The sequence below is a fragment of the Klebsiella sp. NPDC088457 genome, from assembly GCF_044900465.1.
Lineage (GTDB): Bacteria > Pseudomonadota > Gammaproteobacteria > Enterobacterales > Enterobacteriaceae > Klebsiella.
The window spans coordinates 1-23,052 of the sequence record NZ_JBJDNH010000040.1; the positions used below are offsets into that span (position 1 = coordinate 1).

At 56.0% G+C, this 23,052-nt stretch carries 26 protein-coding genes; 13 read left to right on the forward strand and 13 right to left on the reverse strand.

Annotation, left to right across the window (positions count from 1 at the left end; all coding sequences use genetic code 11):
- The 4 genes from ACI2JR_RS21520 to grxD form a co-directional block, all read left to right on the forward strand.
- Window positions 1–204, forward strand: a 204-nt coding sequence (locus ACI2JR_RS21520; protein ID WP_462479435.1) for a hypothetical protein, incomplete at its 5' end; no start/stop codon positions are given.
- Between the two features lie 104 nt (window positions 205–308).
- Window positions 309–548, forward strand: coding sequence for a hypothetical protein (locus ACI2JR_RS21525; protein ID WP_462479436.1), 240 nt, complete (start codon window positions 309–311; stop codon window positions 546–548).
- A complete protein-coding gene (locus ACI2JR_RS21530; RefSeq protein ID WP_462479437.1) occupies window positions 548–865 on the forward strand; it encodes a hypothetical protein in 318 nt (105 codons plus the stop codon). The genes ACI2JR_RS21525 and ACI2JR_RS21530 overlap by 1 nt, the downstream gene beginning before the upstream one ends.
- A gap of 388 nt (window positions 866–1,253) precedes the next feature.
- A complete protein-coding gene (grxD, locus tag ACI2JR_RS21535) occupies window positions 1,254–1,601 on the forward strand; it encodes a monothiol glutaredoxin 4 (RefSeq protein WP_132730779.1) in 348 nt (115 codons plus the stop codon).
- Window positions 1,602–1,652: 51 nt separating this feature from the next.
- Here grxD and rnt read toward each other — a convergent pair whose 3' ends face one another.
- From rnt to ACI2JR_RS21575, 8 genes are all read right to left on the reverse strand, one after another.
- Entirely contained in the window at window positions 1,653–2,300 is a 648-nt protein-coding gene (rnt, locus tag ACI2JR_RS21540; RefSeq protein WP_132730780.1) for a ribonuclease T, read from the reverse strand.
- 107 nt (window positions 2,301–2,407) lie between these two features.
- Window positions 2,408–2,815, reverse strand: coding sequence for a lactoylglutathione lyase (gloA, locus tag ACI2JR_RS21545; protein WP_132730781.1), 408 nt, complete (start codon window positions 2,813–2,815; stop codon window positions 2,408–2,410).
- 207 nt (window positions 2,816–3,022) lie between these two features.
- On the reverse strand, window positions 3,023–4,198 hold the full coding sequence (locus tag ACI2JR_RS21550; RefSeq protein WP_462479438.1) for a YncE family protein: 1,176 nt from the start codon (window positions 4,196–4,198) through the stop codon (window positions 3,023–3,025).
- A gap of 40 nt (window positions 4,199–4,238) precedes the next feature.
- On the reverse strand, window positions 4,239–6,458 hold the full coding sequence (locus ACI2JR_RS21555) for a TonB-dependent receptor domain-containing protein (protein WP_462479439.1): 2,220 nt from the start codon (window positions 6,456–6,458) through the stop codon (window positions 4,239–4,241).
- Between the two features lie 226 nt (window positions 6,459–6,684).
- Window positions 6,685–7,476, reverse strand: coding sequence for a cell envelope integrity protein TolA (locus ACI2JR_RS21560; protein ID WP_462479440.1), 792 nt, complete (start codon window positions 7,474–7,476; stop codon window positions 6,685–6,687).
- Window positions 7,473–8,339, reverse strand: coding sequence for a ChaN family lipoprotein (locus ACI2JR_RS21565; protein ID WP_462479441.1), 867 nt, complete (start codon window positions 8,337–8,339; stop codon window positions 7,473–7,475). Before ACI2JR_RS21565 ends, ACI2JR_RS21560 begins: the two co-directional genes overlap by 4 nt.
- A gap of 232 nt (window positions 8,340–8,571) precedes the next feature.
- Window positions 8,572–9,669: an alkene reductase gene (locus ACI2JR_RS21570; RefSeq protein ID WP_132730785.1), complete on the reverse strand. Its 1,098-nt coding sequence runs from the start codon at window positions 9,667–9,669 to the stop codon at window positions 8,572–8,574.
- 53 nt (window positions 9,670–9,722) lie between these two features.
- The gene (locus tag ACI2JR_RS21575) at window positions 9,723–10,322 is read right to left on the reverse strand and encodes a TetR/AcrR family transcriptional regulator (RefSeq protein WP_462479442.1); all 600 of its coding nucleotides are present in this window, start codon (window positions 10,320–10,322) and stop codon (window positions 9,723–9,725) included.
- Between the two features lie 141 nt (window positions 10,323–10,463).
- Between ACI2JR_RS21575 and ACI2JR_RS21580 the strand changes: the two genes are divergently transcribed.
- The 3 genes from ACI2JR_RS21580 to sodC all read left to right on the forward strand — a co-directional run bounded on the left by ACI2JR_RS21580 (window position 10,464) and on the right by sodC (window position 12,241).
- Window positions 10,464–10,703 (forward strand): DUF1289 domain-containing protein, encoded by a 240-nt coding sequence (locus tag ACI2JR_RS21580; RefSeq protein ID WP_132730787.1) that lies wholly within the window; start codon window positions 10,464–10,466, stop codon window positions 10,701–10,703.
- Window positions 10,704–10,751: 48 nt separating this feature from the next.
- The gene (locus ACI2JR_RS21585) at window positions 10,752–11,648 is read left to right on the forward strand and encodes an aldo/keto reductase family oxidoreductase (RefSeq protein WP_462479443.1); all 897 of its coding nucleotides are present in this window, start codon (window positions 10,752–10,754) and stop codon (window positions 11,646–11,648) included.
- Between the two features lie 71 nt (window positions 11,649–11,719).
- Window positions 11,720–12,241 carry a superoxide dismutase [Cu-Zn] SodC gene (sodC, locus tag ACI2JR_RS21590; RefSeq protein WP_132730789.1) on the forward strand — a complete coding sequence of 174 codons (522 nt, stop codon included), beginning with the start codon at window positions 11,720–11,722 and terminating at the stop codon, window positions 12,239–12,241.
- On the opposite strand, the gene ACI2JR_RS21595 is transcribed toward sodC, so the two are convergent.
- From ACI2JR_RS21595 to ACI2JR_RS21605, 3 genes are read right to left on the reverse strand one after another with little or no spacing between them, the layout of a single operon-like run.
- Window positions 12,234–14,258, reverse strand: a complete 2,025-nt coding sequence (locus ACI2JR_RS21595) for an FUSC family protein (protein WP_462479444.1) — start codon at window positions 14,256–14,258, stop codon at window positions 12,234–12,236. The two genes, sodC and ACI2JR_RS21595, sit on opposite strands and share 8 nt — an antisense overlap.
- Window positions 14,258–15,154, reverse strand: coding sequence for an efflux RND transporter periplasmic adaptor subunit (locus tag ACI2JR_RS21600; RefSeq protein WP_132730791.1), 897 nt, complete (start codon window positions 15,152–15,154; stop codon window positions 14,258–14,260). The genes ACI2JR_RS21595 and ACI2JR_RS21600 overlap by 1 nt, the downstream gene beginning before the upstream one ends.
- Before the next feature lie 10 nt (window positions 15,155–15,164).
- Window positions 15,165–15,401: a DUF1656 domain-containing protein gene (locus ACI2JR_RS21605; protein WP_132730792.1), complete on the reverse strand. Its 237-nt coding sequence runs from the start codon at window positions 15,399–15,401 to the stop codon at window positions 15,165–15,167.
- 171 nt (window positions 15,402–15,572) lie between these two features.
- On the opposite strand from ACI2JR_RS21605, the gene slyA reads away from it, so the two are divergent.
- Window positions 15,573–16,013, forward strand: coding sequence for a transcriptional regulator SlyA (slyA, locus tag ACI2JR_RS21610; protein WP_132730793.1), 441 nt, complete (start codon window positions 15,573–15,575; stop codon window positions 16,011–16,013).
- Between the two features lie 38 nt (window positions 16,014–16,051).
- On the opposite strand, the gene ACI2JR_RS21615 is transcribed toward slyA, so the two are convergent.
- Both ACI2JR_RS21615 and slyB read right to left on the reverse strand, forming a co-directional pair.
- Entirely contained in the window at window positions 16,052–17,404 is a 1,353-nt protein-coding gene (locus ACI2JR_RS21615) for a GGDEF domain-containing protein (RefSeq protein WP_462479445.1), read from the reverse strand.
- A gap of 222 nt (window positions 17,405–17,626) precedes the next feature.
- A complete protein-coding gene (gene slyB, locus ACI2JR_RS21620; protein WP_132730795.1) occupies window positions 17,627–18,094 on the reverse strand; it encodes an outer membrane lipoprotein SlyB in 468 nt (155 codons plus the stop codon).
- Window positions 18,095–18,361: 267 nt separating this feature from the next.
- On the opposite strand from slyB, the gene anmK reads away from it, so the two are divergent.
- The 5 genes from anmK to pdxY all read left to right on the forward strand — a co-directional run bounded on the left by anmK (window position 18,362) and on the right by pdxY (window position 23,051).
- Window positions 18,362–19,486 (forward strand): anhydro-N-acetylmuramic acid kinase, encoded by a 1,125-nt coding sequence (gene anmK / locus ACI2JR_RS21625; RefSeq protein ID WP_462479446.1) that lies wholly within the window; start codon window positions 18,362–18,364, stop codon window positions 19,484–19,486.
- Window positions 19,487–19,578: 92 nt separating this feature from the next.
- Window positions 19,579–19,902: a C-type lysozyme inhibitor gene (gene mliC / locus ACI2JR_RS21630; RefSeq protein ID WP_132730797.1), complete on the forward strand. Its 324-nt coding sequence runs from the start codon at window positions 19,579–19,581 to the stop codon at window positions 19,900–19,902.
- 57 nt (window positions 19,903–19,959) lie between these two features.
- Window positions 19,960–20,616, forward strand: coding sequence for a pyridoxamine 5'-phosphate oxidase (pdxH, locus tag ACI2JR_RS21635; protein ID WP_132730834.1), 657 nt, complete (start codon window positions 19,960–19,962; stop codon window positions 20,614–20,616).
- A gap of 238 nt (window positions 20,617–20,854) precedes the next feature.
- Window positions 20,855–22,129, forward strand: coding sequence for a tyrosine--tRNA ligase (gene tyrS / locus ACI2JR_RS21640; RefSeq protein WP_132730798.1), 1,275 nt, complete (start codon window positions 20,855–20,857; stop codon window positions 22,127–22,129).
- 61 nt (window positions 22,130–22,190) lie between these two features.
- Entirely contained in the window at window positions 22,191–23,051 is an 861-nt protein-coding gene (gene pdxY, locus ACI2JR_RS21645) for a pyridoxal kinase PdxY (RefSeq protein ID WP_132730799.1), read from the forward strand.
- Window position 23,052: the final 1 nt, after the last annotated feature.

Genomic DNA, 23,052 nt, shown 5'->3' on the forward strand with positions numbered 1-23,052 from the left:
TATGTCTCCGACCTGGCCCCGGCGGCATTTGGCGCACGCCCGTCGTCAATTCCTGTTCACCAGTTGAATAATAAAGGGGCGTCGGAAAAATCGGTGCGTAACACGACATATCGTGTTGCTATCGACGATCTGACTAACAGTGACCTCGACCCTGCCGAAATCGTAGGTGCTGATTACGCGGATAACGTCGCCCGCTTTAGCTAACAGAAAATTGCGCCTGTCATAAAAATTGATAGGCACTCCCTCCCTTGATCTGCCTCCTCGATAAAACTACTGTATGTGCAACCAGTATTAATCAGGAGGCTACCATGCTCCGTCAATCAGACATCCGTGAGGCGTTTGCAGCCTCGATCTCGATCAACCCGAAGGGATATCGTTACCTACGCACAGGCGACTTTGTGCGCTCACTTCAGGAGCGAGGGATACATTTCTCCGGCAATGAAGCGAACAGGTGGATAGAGCGCAACCAGACGTATTTTGTCGATAAGACAAACGATGAGTCAGAAAACCGACTCTGGATGCTTCGCAATATGGGGAGGGTTCTCTGATGGGATTTCCGTCTCCAGCCAATGATTTCGCAGAATCACGAGTCTCAATGAACACTATCTGCAACATAGACGCGAACAAACTCATCGTCGAAACGTCAGGGGGCTATGCGGTCATTGACGTGTCCCGGCGACCAGTGCAGGGAGACACTGTGCTGATTCGCTATGACGGACGCATTGAGTTCGCAAAATTGATGGGTGGTGCGCTGATAACGGCAGACGGGGAAGCGATCGAGGGAGAGGCGCTGGATGATGTCGAGGTGTGCGGGGTGCTGACGCATAACATCATTAGTGTGCTGGAGGATGAGTTGCCTGTGTGATGTGTCGCATAATCAGGTCACAAAATCATGCTAAGTGATTGATAAATAGTGACCAGATTTGTCGTGTAATATCGTGAATTGTAGTGTGTTTTTTGACCGATAAATAAAATAACTATATGATTTTTATTGTAATTTTTGGTTTTGTTTTCTCTTTTGTATCTAAAGTGTCGTTTGATTAACAATTGCAAAAAATTATCTCAGACATTAAGCACCTTGTACGCGAAATGTACAGCGATAACGCTTTTCGCGCCACAAAGTGATATTTATAAGGCAACTTCTGGGCACAGAAGATAAAATATAACGAGTGAAAAAAATGTTATTATCTGTCCTGCGTTCAGGACGCTACAATGACAAATTACTGCCGTATAGAAGTTAAGGAAGCATGACAATGAGCACGACTGTAGAAAAAATCCAACGTCAAATCGCTGAAAACCCGATCCTGCTGTACATGAAAGGGTCTCCGAAACTGCCAAGCTGCGGTTTTTCCGCCCAGGCCGTACAGGCCCTGTCCGCTTGCGGCGAGCGTTTTGCCTACGTTGACATCCTGCAGAACCCGGATATCCGCGCGGAACTGCCGAAATATGCGAACTGGCCGACCTTCCCGCAGCTGTGGGTAGATGGCGAGCTGGTTGGCGGTTGCGACATCGTGATTGAAATGTATCAGCGCGGCGAGCTGCAGCAGCTGATCAAAGAAACGGCCGCTAAGCACAAGACTGACGAGCCGAAAGCGGAGTAATTCTGCTGTTTGTAAAAAAGCGACTTCCGGTGAAGTCGCTTTTTTTATCTCTTATTCCTCTGTCGCCAGCGGCAATGGCCAGCCGCCAAGACGTTTCCAGCGATTCACTATCTCGCAAAACAGCTGCGCCGTCTGTTCGGTATCGTACAATGCGGAGTGTGCCTGGGTGCCATCAAACGCCATGCCGGCCGCCAGGCAGGCTTTGGACAGCACGGTCTGACCGAGCGCCAGCCCGCTAAGCGCCGCGGTGTCAAAGGTCACGAAAGGGTGGAACGGATTACGTTTCAGGCCCGCACGTTCGGCCGCGGCCATCGTAAAGGTGAGATCGAAGGTGGCATTGTGAGCGACCATAATGGCGCGATTACAATTGTGGTCCTTAATCCCCTTGCGGACTCGTTTAAAAATGGCGTGCAGGGCGTCGTATTCGCTCACCGCGCCGCGCTCAGGGTCGTGCGGATTGATGCCGTTGAATGCCAGCGCTTCAGGCTGCAGATTGGCACCTTCGAAAGGTTCAACATGAAAATGCAATGTCTCGTCCGGCATCAACCAGCCTTGCTCATCCATTTTCAACGTAATGGCGGCTATCTCAAGCAGGGCGTCGGTTTTGGCATTAAACCCGGCGGTTTCGACATCAATCACCACGGGGTAAAAACCGCGAAAACGGTCGCACAGACCATTAAGTTGAACGTTCTCGGACATCTGATTCTCTTAACTGGAAAAAAGTAGCGCGCATTATGGCAAATTTTGCCGCGCCTTGCAGCAGGAAGGGGCGAAAACAGCGGGCGCCAACCGACGCCCGCAGCTGGTTAGTGGCCGAGACCTTTACCGGCGTCTTTCTCTTCAATCAGTTCGATTTTGTAACCGTCCGGATCTTCAACGAAAGCGATAACCGTGGTGCCGCCCTTAACCGGGCCCGCTTCACGGGTGACGTTGCCGCCGTTCTGGCGAATACGCTCGCAGGCTTCAGCTGCATTATCCACGCTCAGTGCGATATGGCCGTATGCGCTACCGAGATCGTATTGATCCACGCCCCAGTTGTAGGTCAGTTCGATAACGGCGGTATCGCTCTCTTCGCCGTAACCTACGAAGGCCAGCGAGTATTTGTATTCGGTGTTTTCGCTGGTACGCAGCAGCTTCATGCCCAGCACGTTAGTGTAAAACTCGATGGAACGTTGCAGGTCGCCAACGCGCAGCATGGTGTGAAGTAAGCGCATATTTTTTATACTCCTTTTGTACAGCCACCGATCGGAGGCCGTCAGTGCAAATAGTCAGAATAGTACGGGAAACGGGCAAGGCGTTTCCCGTACCGCAGCACTATAACCTAAAAAGGCCGTCTTTTCAGGCGGCCCTGACGATCTTGCCCGGCACCTCGCCGCAAATCGCTGCCGTCAGCGGGTGTCGCCGCTCGTCATCCCGACAGATTACGATTTTTTTAAGTCAATGCGCAGAATGCGCTCTTTCGCCCCTGCAACAAACACATCCGGATCCCAGTCACGATTGAATCCCTCTTTGATACCGACGTAGAGGGTGTCCATATCCGCTGACAGCACCATCTGGTTTGGATAAACCGGCACACGGAATTCGCGGCTGACGGTATAGGTCCCGGCATCGACGACGCTGAGGGTGCCGCTGGTGAAGTTGGTCACATACAGTTCGTTATATTTTGGGTTAAAGCGCACCGCGTTGGCCCCGACGCCGGTGTGGACGTAGCCGAGCTGCTTACCATCGCGGAGATCAAATATATACAGCCCGTCATGCGGCCCGCTGCGGTCGTCATGGTCGAAGGCCACGACAAAAATCCTGCCGGAAGCCGGGTCTACGGCTAAATTTTGCGCGCTGGCGAGCCGGGGTTGCGGCGCGTTCAGGGGGATGGTGCGCAGCAGACGGTGCGTTTTCGCATCGATCTCGTTGACGTAATCCTGGCCGCCGACGTAGATTTTCTGCGTTTTTTCATCCAGCGTCAGGCCGTATGCCGTCCCTTTGTAGGCATCTTTCACCTCGCCCCTGAGGGCCAGCGTCGTGCCGTCCAGCATCAGCAGTTTATGCAGCGGTTTCATGCCCTGCGGCGTCCTCAGCATATTGCTGTAGCTGACGAACAGCATATTGGCGTCATGACTGTAGACCATATGGCGCAGGTGCTCGAAGCGGGAATCAGCCGCATCAGCGGTATGAAAGCTTAATTTCTCGCTGGTGTTGATGAGTTTGCCGGTGAGGGTATCGAGCTGGCTGATCCGCAATGAAGCCGATTGGGTGTGCCCGACGTAAAGCCGGTGCTGCTGCTGATTCATCGCCAGCGAAAACGCGCGATAGGGCATCGGGTGGCGGCTATCGATGTGCAGCGAGTCGGGATTAAACGTATAGAGATAGCCCCTGTTCGCGGCGCGGTTGACCCGGTCGGTGACGGCGGCGAAGACCTTCTGCTGGGTATTATCGAAGGCCAGTTCATAGATCCCCTCATCGGCATCCTGCAGATAGTTTGTTTTCAGCGCGAAGCGTGAAGCTTCACGCTGCGGCGGATCGATGGCGAAGGTCACGGCCGGGAACAGGGCGGCGAGCAAGAGGCCGGCCAGGGGTTTAGCAACATTGAAGCGCTTCATTGTTATGCTCCTGATTGGAATAATGTGTTAAACGGCTGATTCAGAACTGAACCTCGCCGCCGAAGACCCAGGTCCGGCCCCGCGCGGTGGTGTTTATCGAGGTGCCTTCTTTGGCATTATCGAGGCTTTGGTTCATCCGGTTGAGCGCTTCGGCGTAATCACGATTGGTGACGTTCTGGACGCTTAAACGCAGCAGTATGTTGTCGGTCATCTGCCAGCTACTGTAGAGGTCGACGATGGTCGGGATATTGGGCATGCTCTCTTTCGGGACGGTGTTGGTGTCGTTGTTGATCCCCCCGGTACTCAGACGTTTCGTTTTGCCGGTGAATTTCACCAGGCTGCCGACGGTGAGCTTGCGGTCGAAAAGACGCCCGCCGATATCCAGGGTGGCGTAGCTCGAGGGCAGGTCGCTCAGATCGCTGTAGGCAAAGCTGTAAACCGTGCTGGCGATCGAGGTGGGCTGATCGGTCTGCTGTTTGCTCCAGGAGAGGTTTGCGTAGGCGAATCCAAGATCGTACCCGGCCTCAATTTCGTAGCCTTTGCTGGTGACCGGCGAAGGGGTGTTGATATAGATGTTAGCGTTGAAGCTTTCTGAGACATCGTCGATATCCTGACAGAGCCGGCCGCTGCTGCAGAGGAAAAAGGATTCGCTGGTGATGTAATTCTTGATGCGGGAGCGGTAGGTCAGCGCTTTTAAGTGGAGGCTGTCCTGGGCGAACAGCAGCCCCTGCTGATTGATGTTAAATCCCGCTTCCCAGGTTTGCGCCTTTTCAGGCTTGAGGAACGGGTTCATTGAGGCGCCGCCTTCGTTAGCGAAAAACACCTCCTGGACGTTAGGCGCGCGCGAAGAGCGGCTCCAGCTGATGAATGGCTGCAGCCACGGCGTTACCTGCGCGGAGAAGGTTGCCGAAGGGTTAACGGCGCGGTCATCGAGGTGCAGGGTGCTCTCACCCTGGGGGAAACACTTCTCATTGTCTGCGCAGGCGGGTTTGAAACCTTCAACCAGGCTGCGGGTGTAATTGAGATTGAGATCTAACGTATAAATATCCTGGCTTAGCGTCAGGGTGGAATATAGGGCGGAGATCTGCTGTTTCCCGGCCGGTGCAAAAGCGTTGCTGTCAGTCCGGGTATTCTGAATAAAGCGGCGGGTATAGCGGGTATCCATCCATTTCCCTCCGAACTGGAAAACCGAATACAGGTCGTCGGTGATTTTAAATCGGCTGGTATTACTGATGTCGAAGGCGTTAGATTTATTGGTGAGCGAGGAGTTGTTGAAATTATACAGCGATCCCGGCTTATAGGCCTGATTGCCCCGGCTGGTGCTGGCCAGCAGGTTAATTTCCACTCGTTCATCCAGCGGGGCGTAGTGATAACGCAGGTAATAATCATCGCTGGTAATGTCGCGGCGGGTAAATGCGTTGCGGTAATTTCTGCCGGAGAGTTCGAGTTTATTAAACTGGTCGGCATTGAAGTTCACTTTATACAGCTGAGAGCGTGGTTCCTGGCGCAGATATTTATTATCTTCAGCAATAAAGTCTTCGCTGCTGCGCCCGCCGCCATTTTTATAGGTCGCATAGGTTCGTGAACCGCTGATGCCCACCAGCGCCCCAAGGCCGCCGCCGTTGGCAAAACTCCCGGTCTTACCGGCCACCGCCACCATGCCGGTGCGTCCAAGACCGTTATCGCCCACCGAGAAGCGCGAGAGCAGGCCCGTCTGGCGTCCTTCCTTCAGCACATCATCAATACCAATGGTGCGCATATTGGCGCTCCCCGCCAGCGCGTTGACCCCTTGCGCGCCTGCGCTGCTGCCGCGCGCCACATCGACCCCGGCGAGAAAGTTCGGGTCGAGCGGTACGCCCGCCGCGGTGTTGGCCCCGCCGTGGTAGTTTGCCGGCGCCATACCGAAGTAGGTCTGCGTAACCCCGTCCACCATGGTATTGACCCGCCCCAGTCCGTTCATGCCGCGAATGTTCACGCTGATCGCACCCTGCAAGGGGTCGATTTGCGTGTAGGTGCCCGCCATGCTGCGCAGCGACGCATCCAGACTCTGCAAATTCTTATTTAGCGTACGCGAGCTATAGGCTCCGGGGCGGGTATAGCTCTCTTCAGAGGAGCCGACCGGGTTGTTATCTGCCAGCGGGTTGTCGGTAATGGTGAGCGGCGAAAAAACCGATTCCCCCTCATTTTCCGCGGCAAAAGCATGGCCGTGCATAATAAGCAGCCCGGTCATGAGTCCTCTGACTATTTGTGATTTTTCCATAATCAATTCCTGTTAGGTATTTTTTTAAACGCACAAAATGAGCGTATTTATCCGCCGGCCTGAGGGTTCCGGTCGGCGCTAAATCGCGCATAATAAAAAATGCGACGGCGGACCTGGCGTCATAGCGCGGTCAGCTTCTGTCTTTTAAAAAATAAATTTAGTGACGGTTAAAAATTATATTAAGGATGAACCGTTAAATATTTACCGAATAAAAATGGGACCTTGGCTATCGGTTTAACAGGTCAAATTCTATCGGTAGCGTGACCTGATGAATGCCGTTTTTTAATATTTCTTTTGGCGGCGGCGGGAGCGGCCGCGCATTTTGCAGGGCGGTTAACGCTGCTCTGTCCAGAGAAAGGGTACCCGACGAGACGACCAGCTGTGAGCTAAGTAACTCGCCGCGTTCATTTACCCTGAAGGTGATTTTCGCCGTTCCGCTGCGCTGACGGCGGCGCGCGTCATCAGGATAATTACGCATTTTGTTGATCTTGCCCTTTACCAACGACTGCCAGCTTATTTTGCTCTCGCTGATGCGCGAAGCATCGGTATCCAGCGGCGCGGCATTACGCTGGGTGAGCGCCGGCTGCACCGGCGGCGCGGCCATGCTGGTGGTCGTCGCATTGCCAGGCTCTGCCCGCTGTTCGCGATGGGATTTTTTCCGTAGCTCGGCGGCTTTTTTATTCTGTCGTTCCGGCCTGGACGCGGCCAGCTTGAGTTCAGCGTCGGGATGGGCAAGGAGCTTCGGCAGCGCCTTGTCATGTGCGGTCTCCTGCTCCGTCATCTGCTCGACTTTGCGCTGTTGACTGACGCCTGGCGATAGTTCGGGTCTGATGAATGAGACTTCCAGTTCCGCGGCGTATTCCATCATCACGGCGGCAGGCGGTGAATCGGCTGGCCGGAGTGAAAAATGGATGATGAATGGCAAGACCAGCGCAGCGTGGAACAGCACGCTGGCGGCGGAACCTCCGAGCCACGGTGAACGAGGCGGGGTGAAGGGGGCGATCGTATTGCCGTTCATTTTGTCGCCGCAACTGACCAGATGTAGTCAGCCTGTTTTGCCGTCAGCGTGGCCGCGGTGGTAGTCAGCATCACCACCACCGGCTCCGGCGCCTGTAAATCGGCCAGATGCAGCGGTACGCCAACGTCTTTCGCCGCGTGGTAACCGCCGGCGATCAGCAGGGCCGGGCGCGGCGCGCGGGAGAGTTGCTCGGCCATAAAGCGGTCGCGATGCTGTTGAATCGCCACCATGGCATTGACCTGTTGATCGTTGATTTGGCCATCGTGCATCAGATAGATAATGGCCGCCAGGGATTGCCGGACCTGCGGACGAGAAGTGCGTTCTCCGGGGGGAAAGGTTGGGTTTTTATAAAGCTCGCCGACCTGCTGGCGGCTGATATTCGCGGCAAGCAGCGGATACGGGCCTTTCAGCGCCGTCATCACCACGTCACGGTACAGGTCCCATGGCCAGCCGCTGTTCCAGCGCATCGCTGCGGCGGCGCGGGTCGCGCTGACCGGGGAGCCCGACGCCGCGGCCTGTTTAACCTGAGTGACCGCATCCTGCTGGCCGCTATCGATCATTTCCATCAGCACGCTGCCCTGGCGGCGGGAGAGGGGCAGGTTTTGCAGCAGCCACTGTTCAATGGCGTGATGGCGCACGTTGGTGTGCTCTTCACCGACGATGACCAGCGGCGCGCTGTCGAGGCGGGTAAGCAACTGTGCTGATGTCAGCGTTTTACCGGTGTGGGCATCCAGGATACAGGCGCATTCCACGCCAGCAGCGGCCGTAGCGGCGGAAGTGGGCGTGGCAGCGTTCTGGCAGCCAGACAGAGCAAAAACGCTGCTGATAAGCAGAGATTTGAAAAAATATTCCGTATTAAACATAAATATCCGTTTGTATTTCTTTAGCTGTAGTTTTTTATGCTAAAAAGTGCGGCTGGATTATATGTGGTAATGATAATGATTATCAAGATCATTCTCATTTATGGTGATAATCAGGCAGGTGGATTTGCGCAACTGCAGTGAAAAAAGGGTACGCGGCTTGCGCAATGCCGGGCGGGGGAAGCCGAAGAGGAGCGAGGATAGCGGCGGAGCCCCGCCGCTAACAACAAAAGAATTACAAGGTCGGGTAGTCGGTATAGCCTTCCGCGCCGCCGCCGTAGAAACTCTCCGGACGCTGCGGGTTCAGCGCGGCTTTATGCTGCAGGCGGGCCACCAGGTCAGGGTTGGCTATAAAGTCACGACCAAAGGCCACTGCGTCGATTAACCCTTTGTTAATCAGGTCGTTGGCTTTTTCAACCGTGTATGCGCCAGCACCGATAATGGCGCCAGGGAAACGCGCCCGGACTTTCTGACGGAACGCCTCACTGTACGGCTGGCCGCCCGCCCAGTCCGGCTCGGACATGTGCAGATAGGCAATACCTCGTTTCGCCAGCTCTTCAATCAGATACAGCGCATCGGCCTCCTCATTCGGACCGTTATCGACATTCTGGAAGCTGCCGATTGGCGAGACGCGGATACCGATGCGATCGGCGCTCCACTCTTTGCTGACCGCATCCACCACTTCCAGCACCAGGCGCGCACGATTTTCCACGCTGCCGCCGTACTGGTCGGTACGATGGTTAGACGTCGGGGAGAGGAACTGATGCAGGAGATAGCCGTGCGCGGAGTGCAGCTCCACGAGGTCGAAACCGGCATCACGCGCGTTACCTACCGCCTGGCGGAAATCATCGACGATACCCGGGATTTCATCCAGCTCCAGGGCGCGCGGCATTGAGGTATCGGCGCGCACGGCGTGGCCGTTTTCATCACGCAGAGAGGTGCGGGTACCGGCGCTGATAGCAGACGGCGCCACCGGGGCCTGGCCGCCAGGCTGCAGGCTGCTGTGCGAGATCCGCCCGGTATGCCACAGCTGGACGGCGATGCGGCCATCTTCTGCGTGAACGCCAGCGGTAATTTTCTGCCATGCGGCGATCTGTTCCGGGCTGTGCAGACCCGGGGCGCCGGCGTAGCCTTTAGCCTGGGCGGAAATCTGCGTCGCTTCGGAGATGATCAGCCCGGAGCTGGCACGTTGACGGTAGTACTCCGCCATCAGCGGGGTGGGGATGTCGCCCGGTTCGATGCTGCGCAGACGCGTCAACGGAGCCATAAACACACGGTTAGGCACGGTTATCGCGCCCACTTTCAACGGGGTAAACAGTTTTGCTTCGGACATAGTGACTCCTGAGTAGACCGGTCGTCTTGTGATTCATTAAATAAAAACGCCTGTTACAGTTCAGGCGCCGTAATAATCGTTTTGGCATGCGCGAGGGCGCTTTCCAGCGGCGTGGCGCTGCGGGTAATCTTGGCCTGCAAATTGGCACCCAGCCACAGGGAATAGAGCACCTGGGAGAGGGTAAACGCGTCGCCGCGAAATCGCAGGCTGCCTTCCTGACGGCCCTTTTCCAGCGCTGCGCCCAGCAGGGTAATAATTTGGCTTGCACCTTTATCCATTTCGGCACGCATCGATTCCGACAGATCGCACACTTCGGCCGAGAGTTTCACCGTCAGGCAGCCGCTAATAATGCCCTGCTGGCAGAACTGCGTCAGCGTGTGCTGATAGTAGGCCAGCAGGCGGTCGCGATAGTTGCCTTCACCGTGGGCAAAGTGTTGCGCCAGGCGCTGAAGGTAGCCCGTATAGTGATATTCCAGCAGCGCGACGCCGTAAGCTTCCTTGGAGCGAAAGTAGTGGTAGAAAGAGCCTTTCGGGACTTCCGCTATTTTCAACAGTTCGCTCAGGCCCATACCGGTAAAACCGCGGTGCATGCACAGCTGTTCGCCGGTGGCCAGGATATGTTCGCGGGTATCGCATTCGCTATGTTTGTTCATGGCGCTCACTGTAGTAGACCGATTGGTCTAATGCAAGCGAAAATTAGCGACCGCCTGGCCCAGAGGCTGAACAACAAAAGTTGCGTACCGCGGATGAAACGTCTTCAATAAAAGACAGAGAGAAGTGACGGGAGGCATGAGGTGGCAGAGCAGCTGGAGTTTTTCCCGGTACAAAGTCCGTGCCGGGGAATTTGTCAGTCAGATGAGCGCGGTTTTTGTCGCGGGTGCTTTCGCAGCCGTGAGGAGCGTTTTAACTGGCAAACGATGAGCGATGTACAAAAGCAGGATGTTCTGCGCCTGTGTCGCCAGCGTCTATTGCGCAAATTACGCGCAAATAAGCCGGCGCCTGCGGAAGAACCGCAGCAACCCTCACTGTTTTAATAGCAAAAGTGCGTATACTCAGAACACTTTTTTGTTGAGGGCGGTGTTATGGTTCAGCGTATTGCTATGGCTCCACAGGGGCCGGAATTCTCACGTTTTGTTATGGGCTACTGGCGTTTAATGGACTGGAATATGTCCGCGCAAGCGCTGGTCAGTTTTATCGAGCAGCACCTGGATCTTGGCATTACGACCATTGATCATGCGGATATTTACGGCGACTATCAGTGCGAAGCGGCCTTTGGCGAGGCGCTTAAGCTGGCGCCGCATCTGCGCAGCCGGATGGAAATCGTCAGCAAATGCGGGATTGCGACCAAAGCCCGCGCCGAAAACACCATTGGTCACTATATTACCGACCGCGATCATATCGTGCTGAGCGCAGAGCAATCCTTGCGCAATCTGGCGACCGATCGCCTCGATCTGCTGCTGATCCACCGCCCGGACCCGTTGATGAATGCCGATGAGGTGGCGGAAGCCTTCCTCGCGCTGCATCACAGCGGTAAGGTGCGCCATTTCGGGGTCTCAAACTTTACGCCAGCACAGTTTACGCTGCTGCAATCCCGCCTGCCGTTTACGCTGGCGACTAACCAGGTTGAAATTTCCCCGGTGCATCAGCCGTTGCTGCTGGATGGTACCCTGGATCAGCTGCAGCAGCTGCGCATCCGCCCGATGGCCTGGTCCTGCCTTGGCGGCGGCCGTCTGTTTAATGACGACAGCTTCCAGCCGCTGCGCGATGAGCTGGCGCTGGTAGCCCAGGAGCTGAATGCCGAGAGCATTGAGCAGGTGGTTTATGCGTGGATCCTGCGTCTGCCGTCGCAGCCGTTGCCGATTATCGGCTCCGGTAAAATTGAGCGCGTTCGCTCCGCGGTTGTCGCGGAAAAACTCAATATGTCCCGTCAGCAGTGGTTCCGCATCCGTAAAGCCGCGCTCGGCTACGACGTCCCTTAATCCCCGCTCAGCCTCCGCAATGGCCGTCCCTGGTTTACACTTATCAGGGACAGAGCCATTCTGGAGGTATTATGCAACGATGTATCCTCGCAATACTCGCGTTAGCGATCCCGGCAGGCGCGCTGGCGGCCAGCGAAAACGTCGATCTCAATCTGGTGACCAGCCAGAGCGTGGGCCAGGCCGTTGGCAGCGTTAAAATCAGCGAAACCGCCGGCGGGCTGGAGTTCACGCCCGATCTGAAAGCGTTGCCGCCGGGTCAACACGGTTTTCATATTCACGCGAACGGCAGCTGCCAGCCGGCGATAAAAGACGGTAAGGCCGTCGCCGCCGGGGCTGCCGGCGGGCATTACGACCCGCAACAGACCGGGAAACATGGCGGGCCTGAGGGGCCAGGCCATCTGGGCGATCTGCCGGTACTGGTCGTCGACAGCGACGGTAAAGCCACTCAGCCGGTGGTGGCGCCGCGGCTAAAAACCCTGGCTGAGGTCAAAGGGAAAGCGCTGATGGTCCACGTGGGTGGGGACAATATGTCTGACAGTCCGCAGCCCCTCGGCGGAGGCGGCGAACGTTTTGCCTGCGGCGTGATTAAGTAGTTCTTTCCGTTATGGTCCCGGCGGCAGGCGCCTGCTCAAGCTGGGACAACGCGCAGTATAAGCGCCAGATCACCGCCGCCAGATCTTTTGCTGCCGGTTGATGATGGTGATTGAGCGTGTCGCAAATACGCTGCAGTTCCTGCAGCGTAGAGGCCAGCGGACGCTGCTGGACCCCGCGTTCGCTCATCACGTCCCGCAGCAAACTGATACACAAATCACGCACGCGTGAGAGGGGATCGGAGCGGGTCTCCCAGTCGCGCAGCTGCCAGACCACGTGTGAGCAGTTTAGCAGCACCACGCCCCAGCGCAGCAGCCAGCGGCGCGCTAAGGCATCCTGGCTGTTACTCAACTGACTGATGTGATGGTAAACCAGAGATTCAAACTCATGCTCGCTGTGCTGCGGGCGGCGACTTAGCTGATCGACAAAGTGACGCCGTAACGCTTTGATGTGGCGACGGCTTTTACGCGCATCTGAACCGGGGCTAATCACCGCAAAGGCCAGCCAGGCAAAGCCCACGCCAATAATTTTCCCCAGGTTGTCATTCAGAAAGGAGGCGAAGTCGTACGCCGGCGGGTTGGTCACCGAAATGAACGAGCCCATAAACACGATCAGCTGTCCCCACAGACCCGCCAGCTTTGGCATCTGTAATTTAAGTAGCTGCATGGTGGTCAGCAGAGGGAAAAGAAACAGCAGGAACTGCCATAGATCGGTTATCTGCACCATCAGGCCGAATTTCACCACAAAGCTGAACACCGAGAGCAGCAGCAGCGTGCGCATCAGCAGGGTCAGAGATTTGAACGGCGACGGCGAGACGGAGTACAGCACGCAGCAAATGGCGGCCAGGGTCAGCGCGGCCGCGCAGGCCTCCCATTGGCTGCTGATCCCCCAGGCGCCGATGGCGACCAGCGCGCAGAACGTTCTGACGCCGTTCCACAGCGCCTCTGCCTGATCGGTATAGCGGGCCAGCGCCGGTGCGGAAGGGACATTGAATTCGGCGATCGCCGAGGCGTTTTCCACGCGGCGGATCCAGCGACAGCTGTCGAGATACAGGCGGCAAAAGTAGCGCAGGCGCTTCCAGAAGGCGAGATGGCGATAGTCGGCATCCGCCGGGGGAGCCAGCGGGGCGACGATCCGGGCGACGGTGTAAAAATCGGCGCGTGGGTTAGCCAGTTCGACGAGCAGCGTTTCCAGCACCTGACGAGTGTGCGCCGGCGCCGCTGGCCAGTTGATCAGCATCCGGCGCAGGCTCGAGATGACGCTGGTCAGGCGCAGCTGCTGGTGGAGTAAATAATTGAGCAGCGGATTCTGGCGGCGAAAGCGGTAATGGCTCCAGAAGGCCTGAATACGCAGCAGGTTCATGGTCAGAATTTGCCCGATCACGCTTTCATGAGCGCTGCGAATCGCATCGGTGGTTTCCGGCACCCACAGCAGGCTGGCGTGCTCAAGCAGGCGGGCATGCATATTTTTTAATGCCGTCAGCAGCGTCGCGCCGTCTGAGGTGCTGGGCATGATCATCATCATCAGCCCGCCGCAGAGGATACCGACGATCACCTCGCACACGCGCGACTGCGCAATGGTCCATAGCTCGTTTGCGTCGGTGATGTTAATGACCGGGAAGGCAATAATGGCGCAGGTATAGCCGGCAAGCTGGAAGGCGTAGGCGACGTTGTTGGTGTACATCGCGCAGGCCCAGGTGCAGAGCGCAATCCACCCTGAGATGCTGAATAAAAACAACCACGGGTCGTTCAGCGTATGCCCGGCGAGCAGCAGCGCGGCACAGGCGCCGAGCAAGCTCCCGGCAATGCGGCCAAAACTCTTGCTGATCACGCCGCCGACGGTAGGGAAGCTGACGACGGCGGCTGAGGTCATCGCCCAGTAGGGCTCATCGAGATTCAGCCAGTAGGCGATGCTCAGCGCCAGACACATCGCAATTCCGTTACGCAGGGCGTAGCGCCACTGCGGACGGCTGGCTTTAACCCACGGCAGTGCCCGCCACGATAAGGCCTGAAGCTTCATCAGGGTTCGCCAATCGAGACGGTACAGGTAGTGCCCGAGACCAGCGTCGTATCCTGCGGCAGCGCCTTAAATTCGATCCGTACCGGAACGCGCTGGGCCAGGCGTACCCAGGGAATATTGGGTTTAATATCGGCAACCAGGCTGCTCCCGCCCTCAACGCTTTGGTCGACAATGGCCCGGCCGATGCTGCTTACGTGACCCTGTAACGTTTGTTTGCTGCTATACAGAACGATTTGCGCGCTATCGCCAGCGTGAATGTGGCGCAGCTTCGTTTCTTCAAAGTAGCCAATGACATAAAACGAATGGCTGTCGACGAGGGCAAAGACCGGATGGCCGACGGAGGCGTAGTCGCCGACGCGGGTTGACAGGTTCGTGACCCAGCCGTCCACCGGTGATTTGACGACCGTTTGCCCGAGCTGCCACTGCGCGTGCTCAAGGCTGGCCTGCGCCACGCCGACCACCGCTTTGGCCGCTTCCAGGGTGGTGTTCGCCGTGTTAAGGGCGGTATTGGCATTTTCCAGATCTTCAACGGAGATCGCGTTCTGTGACAGGTTACGCCGGCGATGCGCGTCATTGGCCGCTTTGATCTGTTCCGCTTTGGCTTTCGCCATTTCAGCCGTGGCTTTGGCGAGCTGCGCCTCGGCGTTGAGGACGGCGAGGCGGTAGGGCGTATCGTCGATCCTGAACAGCACGTCACCGGCTTTGACCAGCTGGTTATCACCGACGTTGAGCTGCCGGATGCTGCCGGAGACCTGAGGCGTAATGCTGACCTGTTCGGCGCGGACCTTACCGTCGCGGGTCCAGGGCGATTGCGTGTAGTAATTCCAGACCAGCCAGGCGGCAATGATGGCAAGAGCGGCGACGAGTAAGGTCGAGAAGTATTTGAGTTTTTTCATGTCGTGAACATTACCAGGCAGTCAGTAAAACCAGCGCCAGACAAACCGAAAGCGCAAACAGGGACAAGTCCATCAGCAGGGGGTGCCAGATATCGCCGGCATACATCCAGTCGCGGAGCTGACGGTGAATGATCAGCCAGATAAAAAATCCCAACAGGACGGCTTTAAATAAGGGGGGAAAGTAGATAGAAGCGCCGAATACCAGATCCTGGAGCGACAATCCGTTAGAGTTAAGACTCAGTTTCACAAGCAAAAATCCTTTGCCATTGCAGGGAGAATGTTCATGTTATGCGACTATTCACATTGTAAATCATTGTTTTGATTTTGGTGAATCTGGTAATTCATTTGTTTTGGTAATTTAAATGCTGCACACTATTCTAAAATCAGTATAATAACTTAGCAAGCTAATTATAAGGAGATGAAATTGGAATCGCCACTGGGTTCTGATCTGGCACGTTTAGTGCGCGTCTGGCGCGCGCTGATCGACCATCGCCTGAAACCTCTGGAATTAACGCAGACGCACTGGGTCACGCTGCACAACATTCATCAGCTGCCTCCTGAGCAGTCGCAGATTCAACTGGCGAAAGCTATTGGTATCGAGCAACCTTCTCTGGTGCGCACGCTGGATCAGCTGGAAGAGAAAGGTCTTATTTCTCGCCAGACTTGTGCAAACGATCGGCGCGCGAAGCGTATCCGGTTGACGGAAAAAGCTGAACCGCTGATCAATGAAATGGAAGAGGTGATCGGTAAGACGCGCGACGAAATTCTGTCCGGCGTTTCGGCACAAGAAGTGGAAACGCTGCTGCATCTGGTGCGTAAACTGGAACAGAATATCCTCGATCTTCAGGCAAAAGATTAATCTATTCAGGGCTTTGATTTCTCAAAGCCCTTTTTCATTCACTCCCGCCAGACGATCACCCGGTTACGACCGCCATTCTTTGCTTCATACATCGCCGCATCCGCACGCTTCACGCACTCTTCTGCGCTCAGGGTCGCATCAGCGGCGGTAAATATGCCCGCGCTGATGGTCATTCTTTCCGTGAAGTCATCCTGCGGTTGATGTACCGCCTGACGAATACGCTCTGCTATCGCCTGCGCCTCCTCCGTGCTGGTATTGACCAGCAGCAAGGCAAACTCTTCACCGCCGATCCGTGCGGCGGTGTCCTGCGCGCGCACGTTTTTCTGCAGGACGCTGGCGGTAAACTGGATGACTTTGTCTCCCTGCACATGGCCGTAGTTGTCGTTAATGCGCTTGAAATAGTCGAGATCGCCGACGATCACCGAAAGCGGTCGCGAGGCCGAGGTCTCCGGCAGCAGGGCGGCAAGGGTATCGTAGAAGTGACTGCGGTTATACAACCGGGTCAGCGAGTCGCGGATGGAATTTTGATAAGAACAGAGATATTTCTCTCGGGACTCGCGGTACAGCGCAAACACATCGCAAACGATAACCATCAACATAAACAATGTACTGATGGTTTCAAAAAAGCGCGCGTAATACCATGAATATCCTGAGCTTCGTTCTGCCATTAATAAAATAACCACGGTGAAAATGTACGCTGCGCAAAAAAAAGCTCCGCTATACCAGAATGTATTTCGCAGTCGGGAGACGGCAATCAGCAGTGCTAACGTCATTAACCAACCAATGGTTAAACCCCAGCCGGTATAATGATGCCACGCCGGCATAAATAACGTGGTTAAATTATCGACCAAAGTGATATTCAGCAGCGGATGATGGCTCGAATACAGCCACGAAAGGGTAATAATCACACCGGTGAAACTCAGGCACGCCGTCAAAATAACGCCATGTATTCCGGCGGTAAGTCGGGGACTGTGGCGAAAGTGGTATAAAATAACAGCTACGGTAAATAATACCATCAGCATGATATTGCGGAAGCTATAGAAAATTAGCGCGTCATTGGCATTGGCGCGTAAACCCGTGCCGCACATTAACCAGCCGGGGTAACTATTCAGCGTCCCCAGCATCAAAAGCGCTGAGCCGGCGAAGGCGCAGGCGATCGCCGTCAGGTACAGACGCTCGCGGTCGCACCAGTACTTCATCAGCATCACGCCGGCGATCGTGGCGTGGAATATGAGTAAAAAAATGGTCAGTAGCGGAAACAGGACTGGACTAAACGTAGAACTACGACTTAGTACTGAGATGAGACATACGTGTATGACACCGATAGCGCCAATACAAACAATGATATAGATAAATATTCTCTTCAGTAAATTCTGAGGGCTCGTAAACATATTATCCATCCATGGATAATAAAATTATATTATTTGCCGCCAGAGCTGGGGCCATTAATTGTATGCAGCGTTATCATACCGTTATATAGCGAGTGAAACTTGCGCCAGCGCAAATAAATCGTGTGGTGGGTTTGTGTTATATGATGGGGGATGAGTTCTAATACATTCCGAGGCGCTGAGAATAATGCGGTCGGGTAAGACCGCATATATAAATAGGCAATATTAACGCGGGGAGACGGTCACCTGGCTGCCGCTGCCGGCAATGGCTACGCGCTGGCCGACGGAGAACGGGGTGCTACCCTGTTTCTGCACCACCAGAATGGTGTTGCCGTCATCTTTACGGATTTCCAGCTCCACGCCCTGGGTTTTATTCATTGCACCCTGTACGCCCTGGCCGGCGACGCCGCCTGCGACCGCGCCCGCAGCGGTAGCCAGTGAACGCCCGGTGCCGCCGCCGATGGTGTTACCGAGGAAGCCGCCGAGAACGGCGCCGCCGATCGCGCCGATCGCATTGCTGTCATCGCCGCCCTGAATCTGGACCGCGCGGGTATGAACGATGGTCCCGTAGGTGACGCTTTGCACCTGTTTGGCTTCGGATGCGGAGTAAACGTCACCGGAAAGGCCGCTGCTGCTGACGCAGCCTGCAAGCGATAAACCAATCATCGAGACAGCCAAAGCACGTAAAATCATTTATGAATCTCCTTCACCAAAATAGTGTTCAGTTGAACGTCCATGCGTTCAATTATATGGCATTTAAGCGTTGGCGGGCACAACTTCGGCATGGACTATACAAAAAATAATAATCAGCAACGTCTCAACCTTAGCTAAACGTAAGTTCTTTACGTAATGGGCAATCTTTAACGTTTTAGTGTTAAAAAACATTATCGCAGCATAGCATTAACCCCTGCTTTATGGTGGAGTGTGGGAATACGAGGGTCATGGAATGAAGGAAAGCGTATGAAATCAGGTCACTTTATCGGCGTCATGTCCGGCACCAGCCTTGATGGTATTGATGTTGTTCTCGCCGCAATAAACGAAAACGTGGTCGCTCAGCAGGCGAGCCTGTCGTACCCCATCCCCGTGACATTAAAAGAAGACATTCTGGCTATTTGCCAGGGACAGCCGCTGACATTATCGCAGCTGGGTCGCCTTGATACGCGTCTGGGGCGGCTGTTCGCTGAAGCGGTCCTCGCGCTGATGCGTCAGGAGAATTTGCAGGCCGCGGACATTATCGCCATTGGTTGCCACGGACAGACGGTGTGGCATGAGCCGACCGGCGAGGCGCCGAATACGCTGCAAATCGGGGATAATAACCAGATTGCCGCTCATACCGGCGTGACGGTGGTCGGCGATTTTCGCCGCCGCGATATCGCTCTGGGCGGCCAGGGCGCGCCGCTGGTGCCTGCTTTCCACCATGCCCTGCTGGCGCACCCGGTTGAGCGACGGATGGTGCTCAACATCGGCGGGATCGCTAATCTGTCGCTGCTGGCGCCGGGCGTGCCGGTACGCGGTTATGACACCGGGCCGGGCAATATGCTGATGGATGCCTGGATCTGGCGCCAATGCGGCAAAGCGTATGATAAAGATGCCCGCTGGGCCAGCGAAGGCAAGGTTCTGTTGCCGCTGCTGCAAAATATGCTGAGCGACCCGTGGTTTGCCCTCCCGGCGCCAAAAAGTACCGGGCGCGAGTATTTCAACTATGGCTGGCTGGAGCACCATCTGGCCCGCTATCCCGGGCTGCGACCGCAGGATGTACAGGCCACGCTGGCGGAACTGACCGCCGTGACGATCGCTGAACAGGTGCTGCTGAGCGGCGGCTGTGAACGCCTGCTGGTATGCGGCGGCGGGGCGCGTAATCCGCTGCTGATGTCGCGTCTGGCGGCGCTGCTGCCGGGTACCGAGGTCGCAACCACCGATGCGGCGGGGATCAGCGGCGATGACATGGAAGCGTTGGCTTTTGCCTGGCTGGCCTGGCGGACGATGTCCGGCTTACCCGGCAACCTGCCGTCGGTCACCGGCGCATCTGAAGCCTCTATCCTCGGGGCCATTTTCCCCGCCAATCCGCCGCAGAATCAGAGTTAACTGAAACCCTTGTTTTTTATTAACCGGTAGACTGGATCAAGTTAACGGGGGGCGACATGCTCCCCTGGACCGGGAAAGTCGAAGGCAAACGAATGAAAAAAATCCTTATCGCTGTTGTACCTTTTATGCTGGCGGGCTGTAGCTACTACAACCAGTTTGTCGAGCGCATGCAGACGGATACGCTGGAGTATCAGTGCGATCAGAAACCGTTGACCGTACATATTAACAACACCCGCCAGATGGCCAGTTTCATTTACGACAATCAGCAGCTGAATCTGCAACAGGGGCTGTCGGCGTCAGGCGCGCGTTACACCGACGGGGTGTATGTCTTCTGGTCGAAAGGCGACAGCGCCACCGTCTACAAACGGGATCGCGTGGTGCTGGAAAACTGTCAGCTGCAGACGGCCAAACGTTGAGATTTCTGTCCCGGGGGCGCACAATGACGCCACCCGAAGACTCTTTTCTCAATGGCCATGTCTGATAACGACGAATTGCAGCAAATCGCGCATCTGCGCCGAGAGTATACCCGTGGCGGTCTGCGTCGCCACGATCTTCCCGCCGAACCGCTGGCGCTGTTTGAGCGTTGGCTCAGGCAAGCGTGTGACGCCCGCCTGGCCGACCCGACGGCGATGGTCGTCGCGACCGTTGATGAAAACGGTCAGCCCTACCAGCGTATCGTTCTGCTTAAGCACTATGACGAGAAAGGGCTGGTGTTTTATACCAACCTCGGCAGCCGTAAAGCCCGCCAGATTGAACACAATCCGCGCGTGAGCCTGCTCTTCCCGTGGCATATGCTGGAGCGTCAGGTGATGGTGACGGGCAAAGCGGAGCGTCTGTCGACGCTGGAAGTGGTCAAATATTTCCATAGCCGCCCGCGCGATAGCCAGATCGGCGCCTGGGTCTCTCAGCAGTCTACCCGCATCTCCGCCCGCGGCATTCTTGAAAGCAAATTCCTCGAACTGAAGCAGAAGTTCCAGCAGGGCGAAGTGCCTCTGCCGAGCTTCTGGGGCGGATTCCGCGTCAATATTGAGCAGATGGAGTTCTGGCAGGGCGGTGAACACCGCCTGCACGATCGTTTTTTGTACCAGCGTGACAATGACGCATGGAAAATCGATCGCCTGGCCCCCTAATCCATGAAATTTGTTGTGCTAAGCGCTGGTGCTGGATGGGCTGGCGCTTTATTCTATAGGATTCATTCATCACGCTGCTTCCTGGCTGGCTGTGCCTGATTTTCCCGGACATTGCCCGGTTGAGCCACGCCTGCCGCCGTAATGCAGCCTGTATGATTTTGCATAGCTGTTTTTTTTCGCGTCTGGCGAAAAGTCGTGTACCGGCAAAGGTGCAGTCGTTTTATACATGGAGAATTTGATGGCAAGCAGTAACTTGATTAAACAATTGCAAGAGCGGGGGCTGGTAGCCCAGGTGACGGACGAGGAAGCGTTAGCAGAGCGACTGGCGCAAGGCCCGATCGCGCTCTATTGCGGCTTCGATCCTACCGCTGACAGCTTGCATTTGGGGCATCTTGTTCCATTGTTATGCCTGAAACGCTTCCAGCAGGCAGGCCATAAGCCTGTGGCGCTGGTGGGCGGTGCGACCGGTCTGATTGGTGACCCGAGCTTTAAAGCCGCCGAGCGTAAACTGAACACCGAAGATACCGTGCAGGAGTGGGTAGATAAAATTCGCAAACAGGTCGCGCCGTTCCTCGACTTTGATTGCGGTGACAACTCGGCGATTGCCGCGAATAACTACGACTGGTTCGGCGGCATGAACGTGCTGACTTTCCTGCGTGATATCGGCAAGCACTTCTCCGTCAACCAGATGATCAACAAAGAAGCGGTGAAGCAGCGTCTGAACCGTGACGATCAGGGCATCTCGTTTACCGAGTTCTCCTATAACCTGCTGCAGGGTTACGACTTCGCGTGTCTGAACAAGCTGCACGGCGTCGCGCTGCAGATTGGCGGTTCCGATCAGTGGGGTAACATCACCTCCGGTATCGATCTGACCCGTCGTCTGCATCAGAACCAGGTGTTTGGTCTGACCGTTCCGCTGATCACCAAAGCGGATGGCACCAAGTTCGGTAAGACCGAGGGCGGCGCCGTCTGGCTGGATCCGAAGAAAACCAGCCCGTACAAATTCTATCAGTTCTGGATCAACACCGCGGATGCGGATGTTTATCGCTTCCTGAAGTTCTTCACCTTTATGGACATTGAAGAGATCAATGCCCTGGAAGAAGAAGACAAAAACAGCGGTAAAGCGCCGCGGGCGCAGTACGTGCTGGCGGAGCAGGTGACCCGCCTGGTCCACGGCGAGGAAGGTCTGGTCGCGGCAAAACGCATCACCGCAAGCCTGTTTAACGGCAACCTGAGCGATCTGAGCGAAGCCGATTTTGAACAGCTGGCCCAGGACGGCGTGCCGATGATTGAAATGGAAAAAGGCGCAGACCTGATGCAGGCGCTGGTGGATTCCGAGCTGCAGCCGTCCCGCGGCCAGGCGCGTAAAACCATCGCTTCCAATGCGGTGACCATCAACGGCGAAAAACAGTCTGACCCGGAATATGTGTTTACCGATGGCGACCGGCTGTTCGGTCGCTACACCTTATTGCGTCGCGGTAAGAAAAATTACTGTCTGGTTTGCTGGAAGTAATTGCGTAAAGGCAGGGGCGTGGGAAACCACGCCCCTTATTTTTTGCTGTCAGGTACCTAAGATGAAGAATATCCTCGCCATCCAGTCTCACGTTGTGTTTGGCCATGCCGGCAATAGTGCCGCCGAGTTTCCGATGCGCCGCCTTGGCGCGAACGTCTGGCCCCTTAATACCGTACAGTTCTCCAACCATACCCAGTACGGGAAATGGACCGGTTGCGTGATGCCGCCTGCGCATCTGAGCGAAATCGTTCAGGGGATTGCGGATATCGATCAGCTCCAGCGCTGTGACGCGGTATTGACCGGCTACCTGGGTTCTGCCGAACAGGGTGAGCATATTCTTGGCATTGTGCGTCAGGTGAAGGCGGCCAACCCAGCGGCAAAATATTTTTGCGACCCGGTGATGGGCCACCCGGAAAAGGGCTGTATCGTCGCCCCCGGCGTGGCGGAGTTTCATGTCCGCTATGCGCTACCAGCAAGCGACATCGTTGCGCCGAACCTGGTTGAACTGGAGATCCTCTGCGGCCATCCGGTGGCGAATGTCAGCGAAGCCGTGGCTGCCGCGCGTGAGCTGATCGCGCAGGGGCCGCAGGTGGTGCTGGTTAAACATCTTTCCCGTGCCGGTTTGAGTATGGACCGTTTTGAAATGCTGCTCGTGACGCATGACGAAGCCTGGCACATCAGCCGCCCGCTGGTGGATTTTGGCCTGCGTCAGCCGGTGGGCGTCGGCGATGTCACCAGCGGTTTGCTGTTAGTGAAGCTACTGCAGGGCGCGAGCCTGCGCGATGCGCTGGAACATGTCACCGCGGCGGTGTATGAGATTATGTTGGCCACCAAAAATATGCAGGAGTATGAGCTGCAGGTGGTGGCGGCACAGGACCGTATCGCCCGGCCGGAGCACTACTTTAGCGCCACCCAGCTGTAAG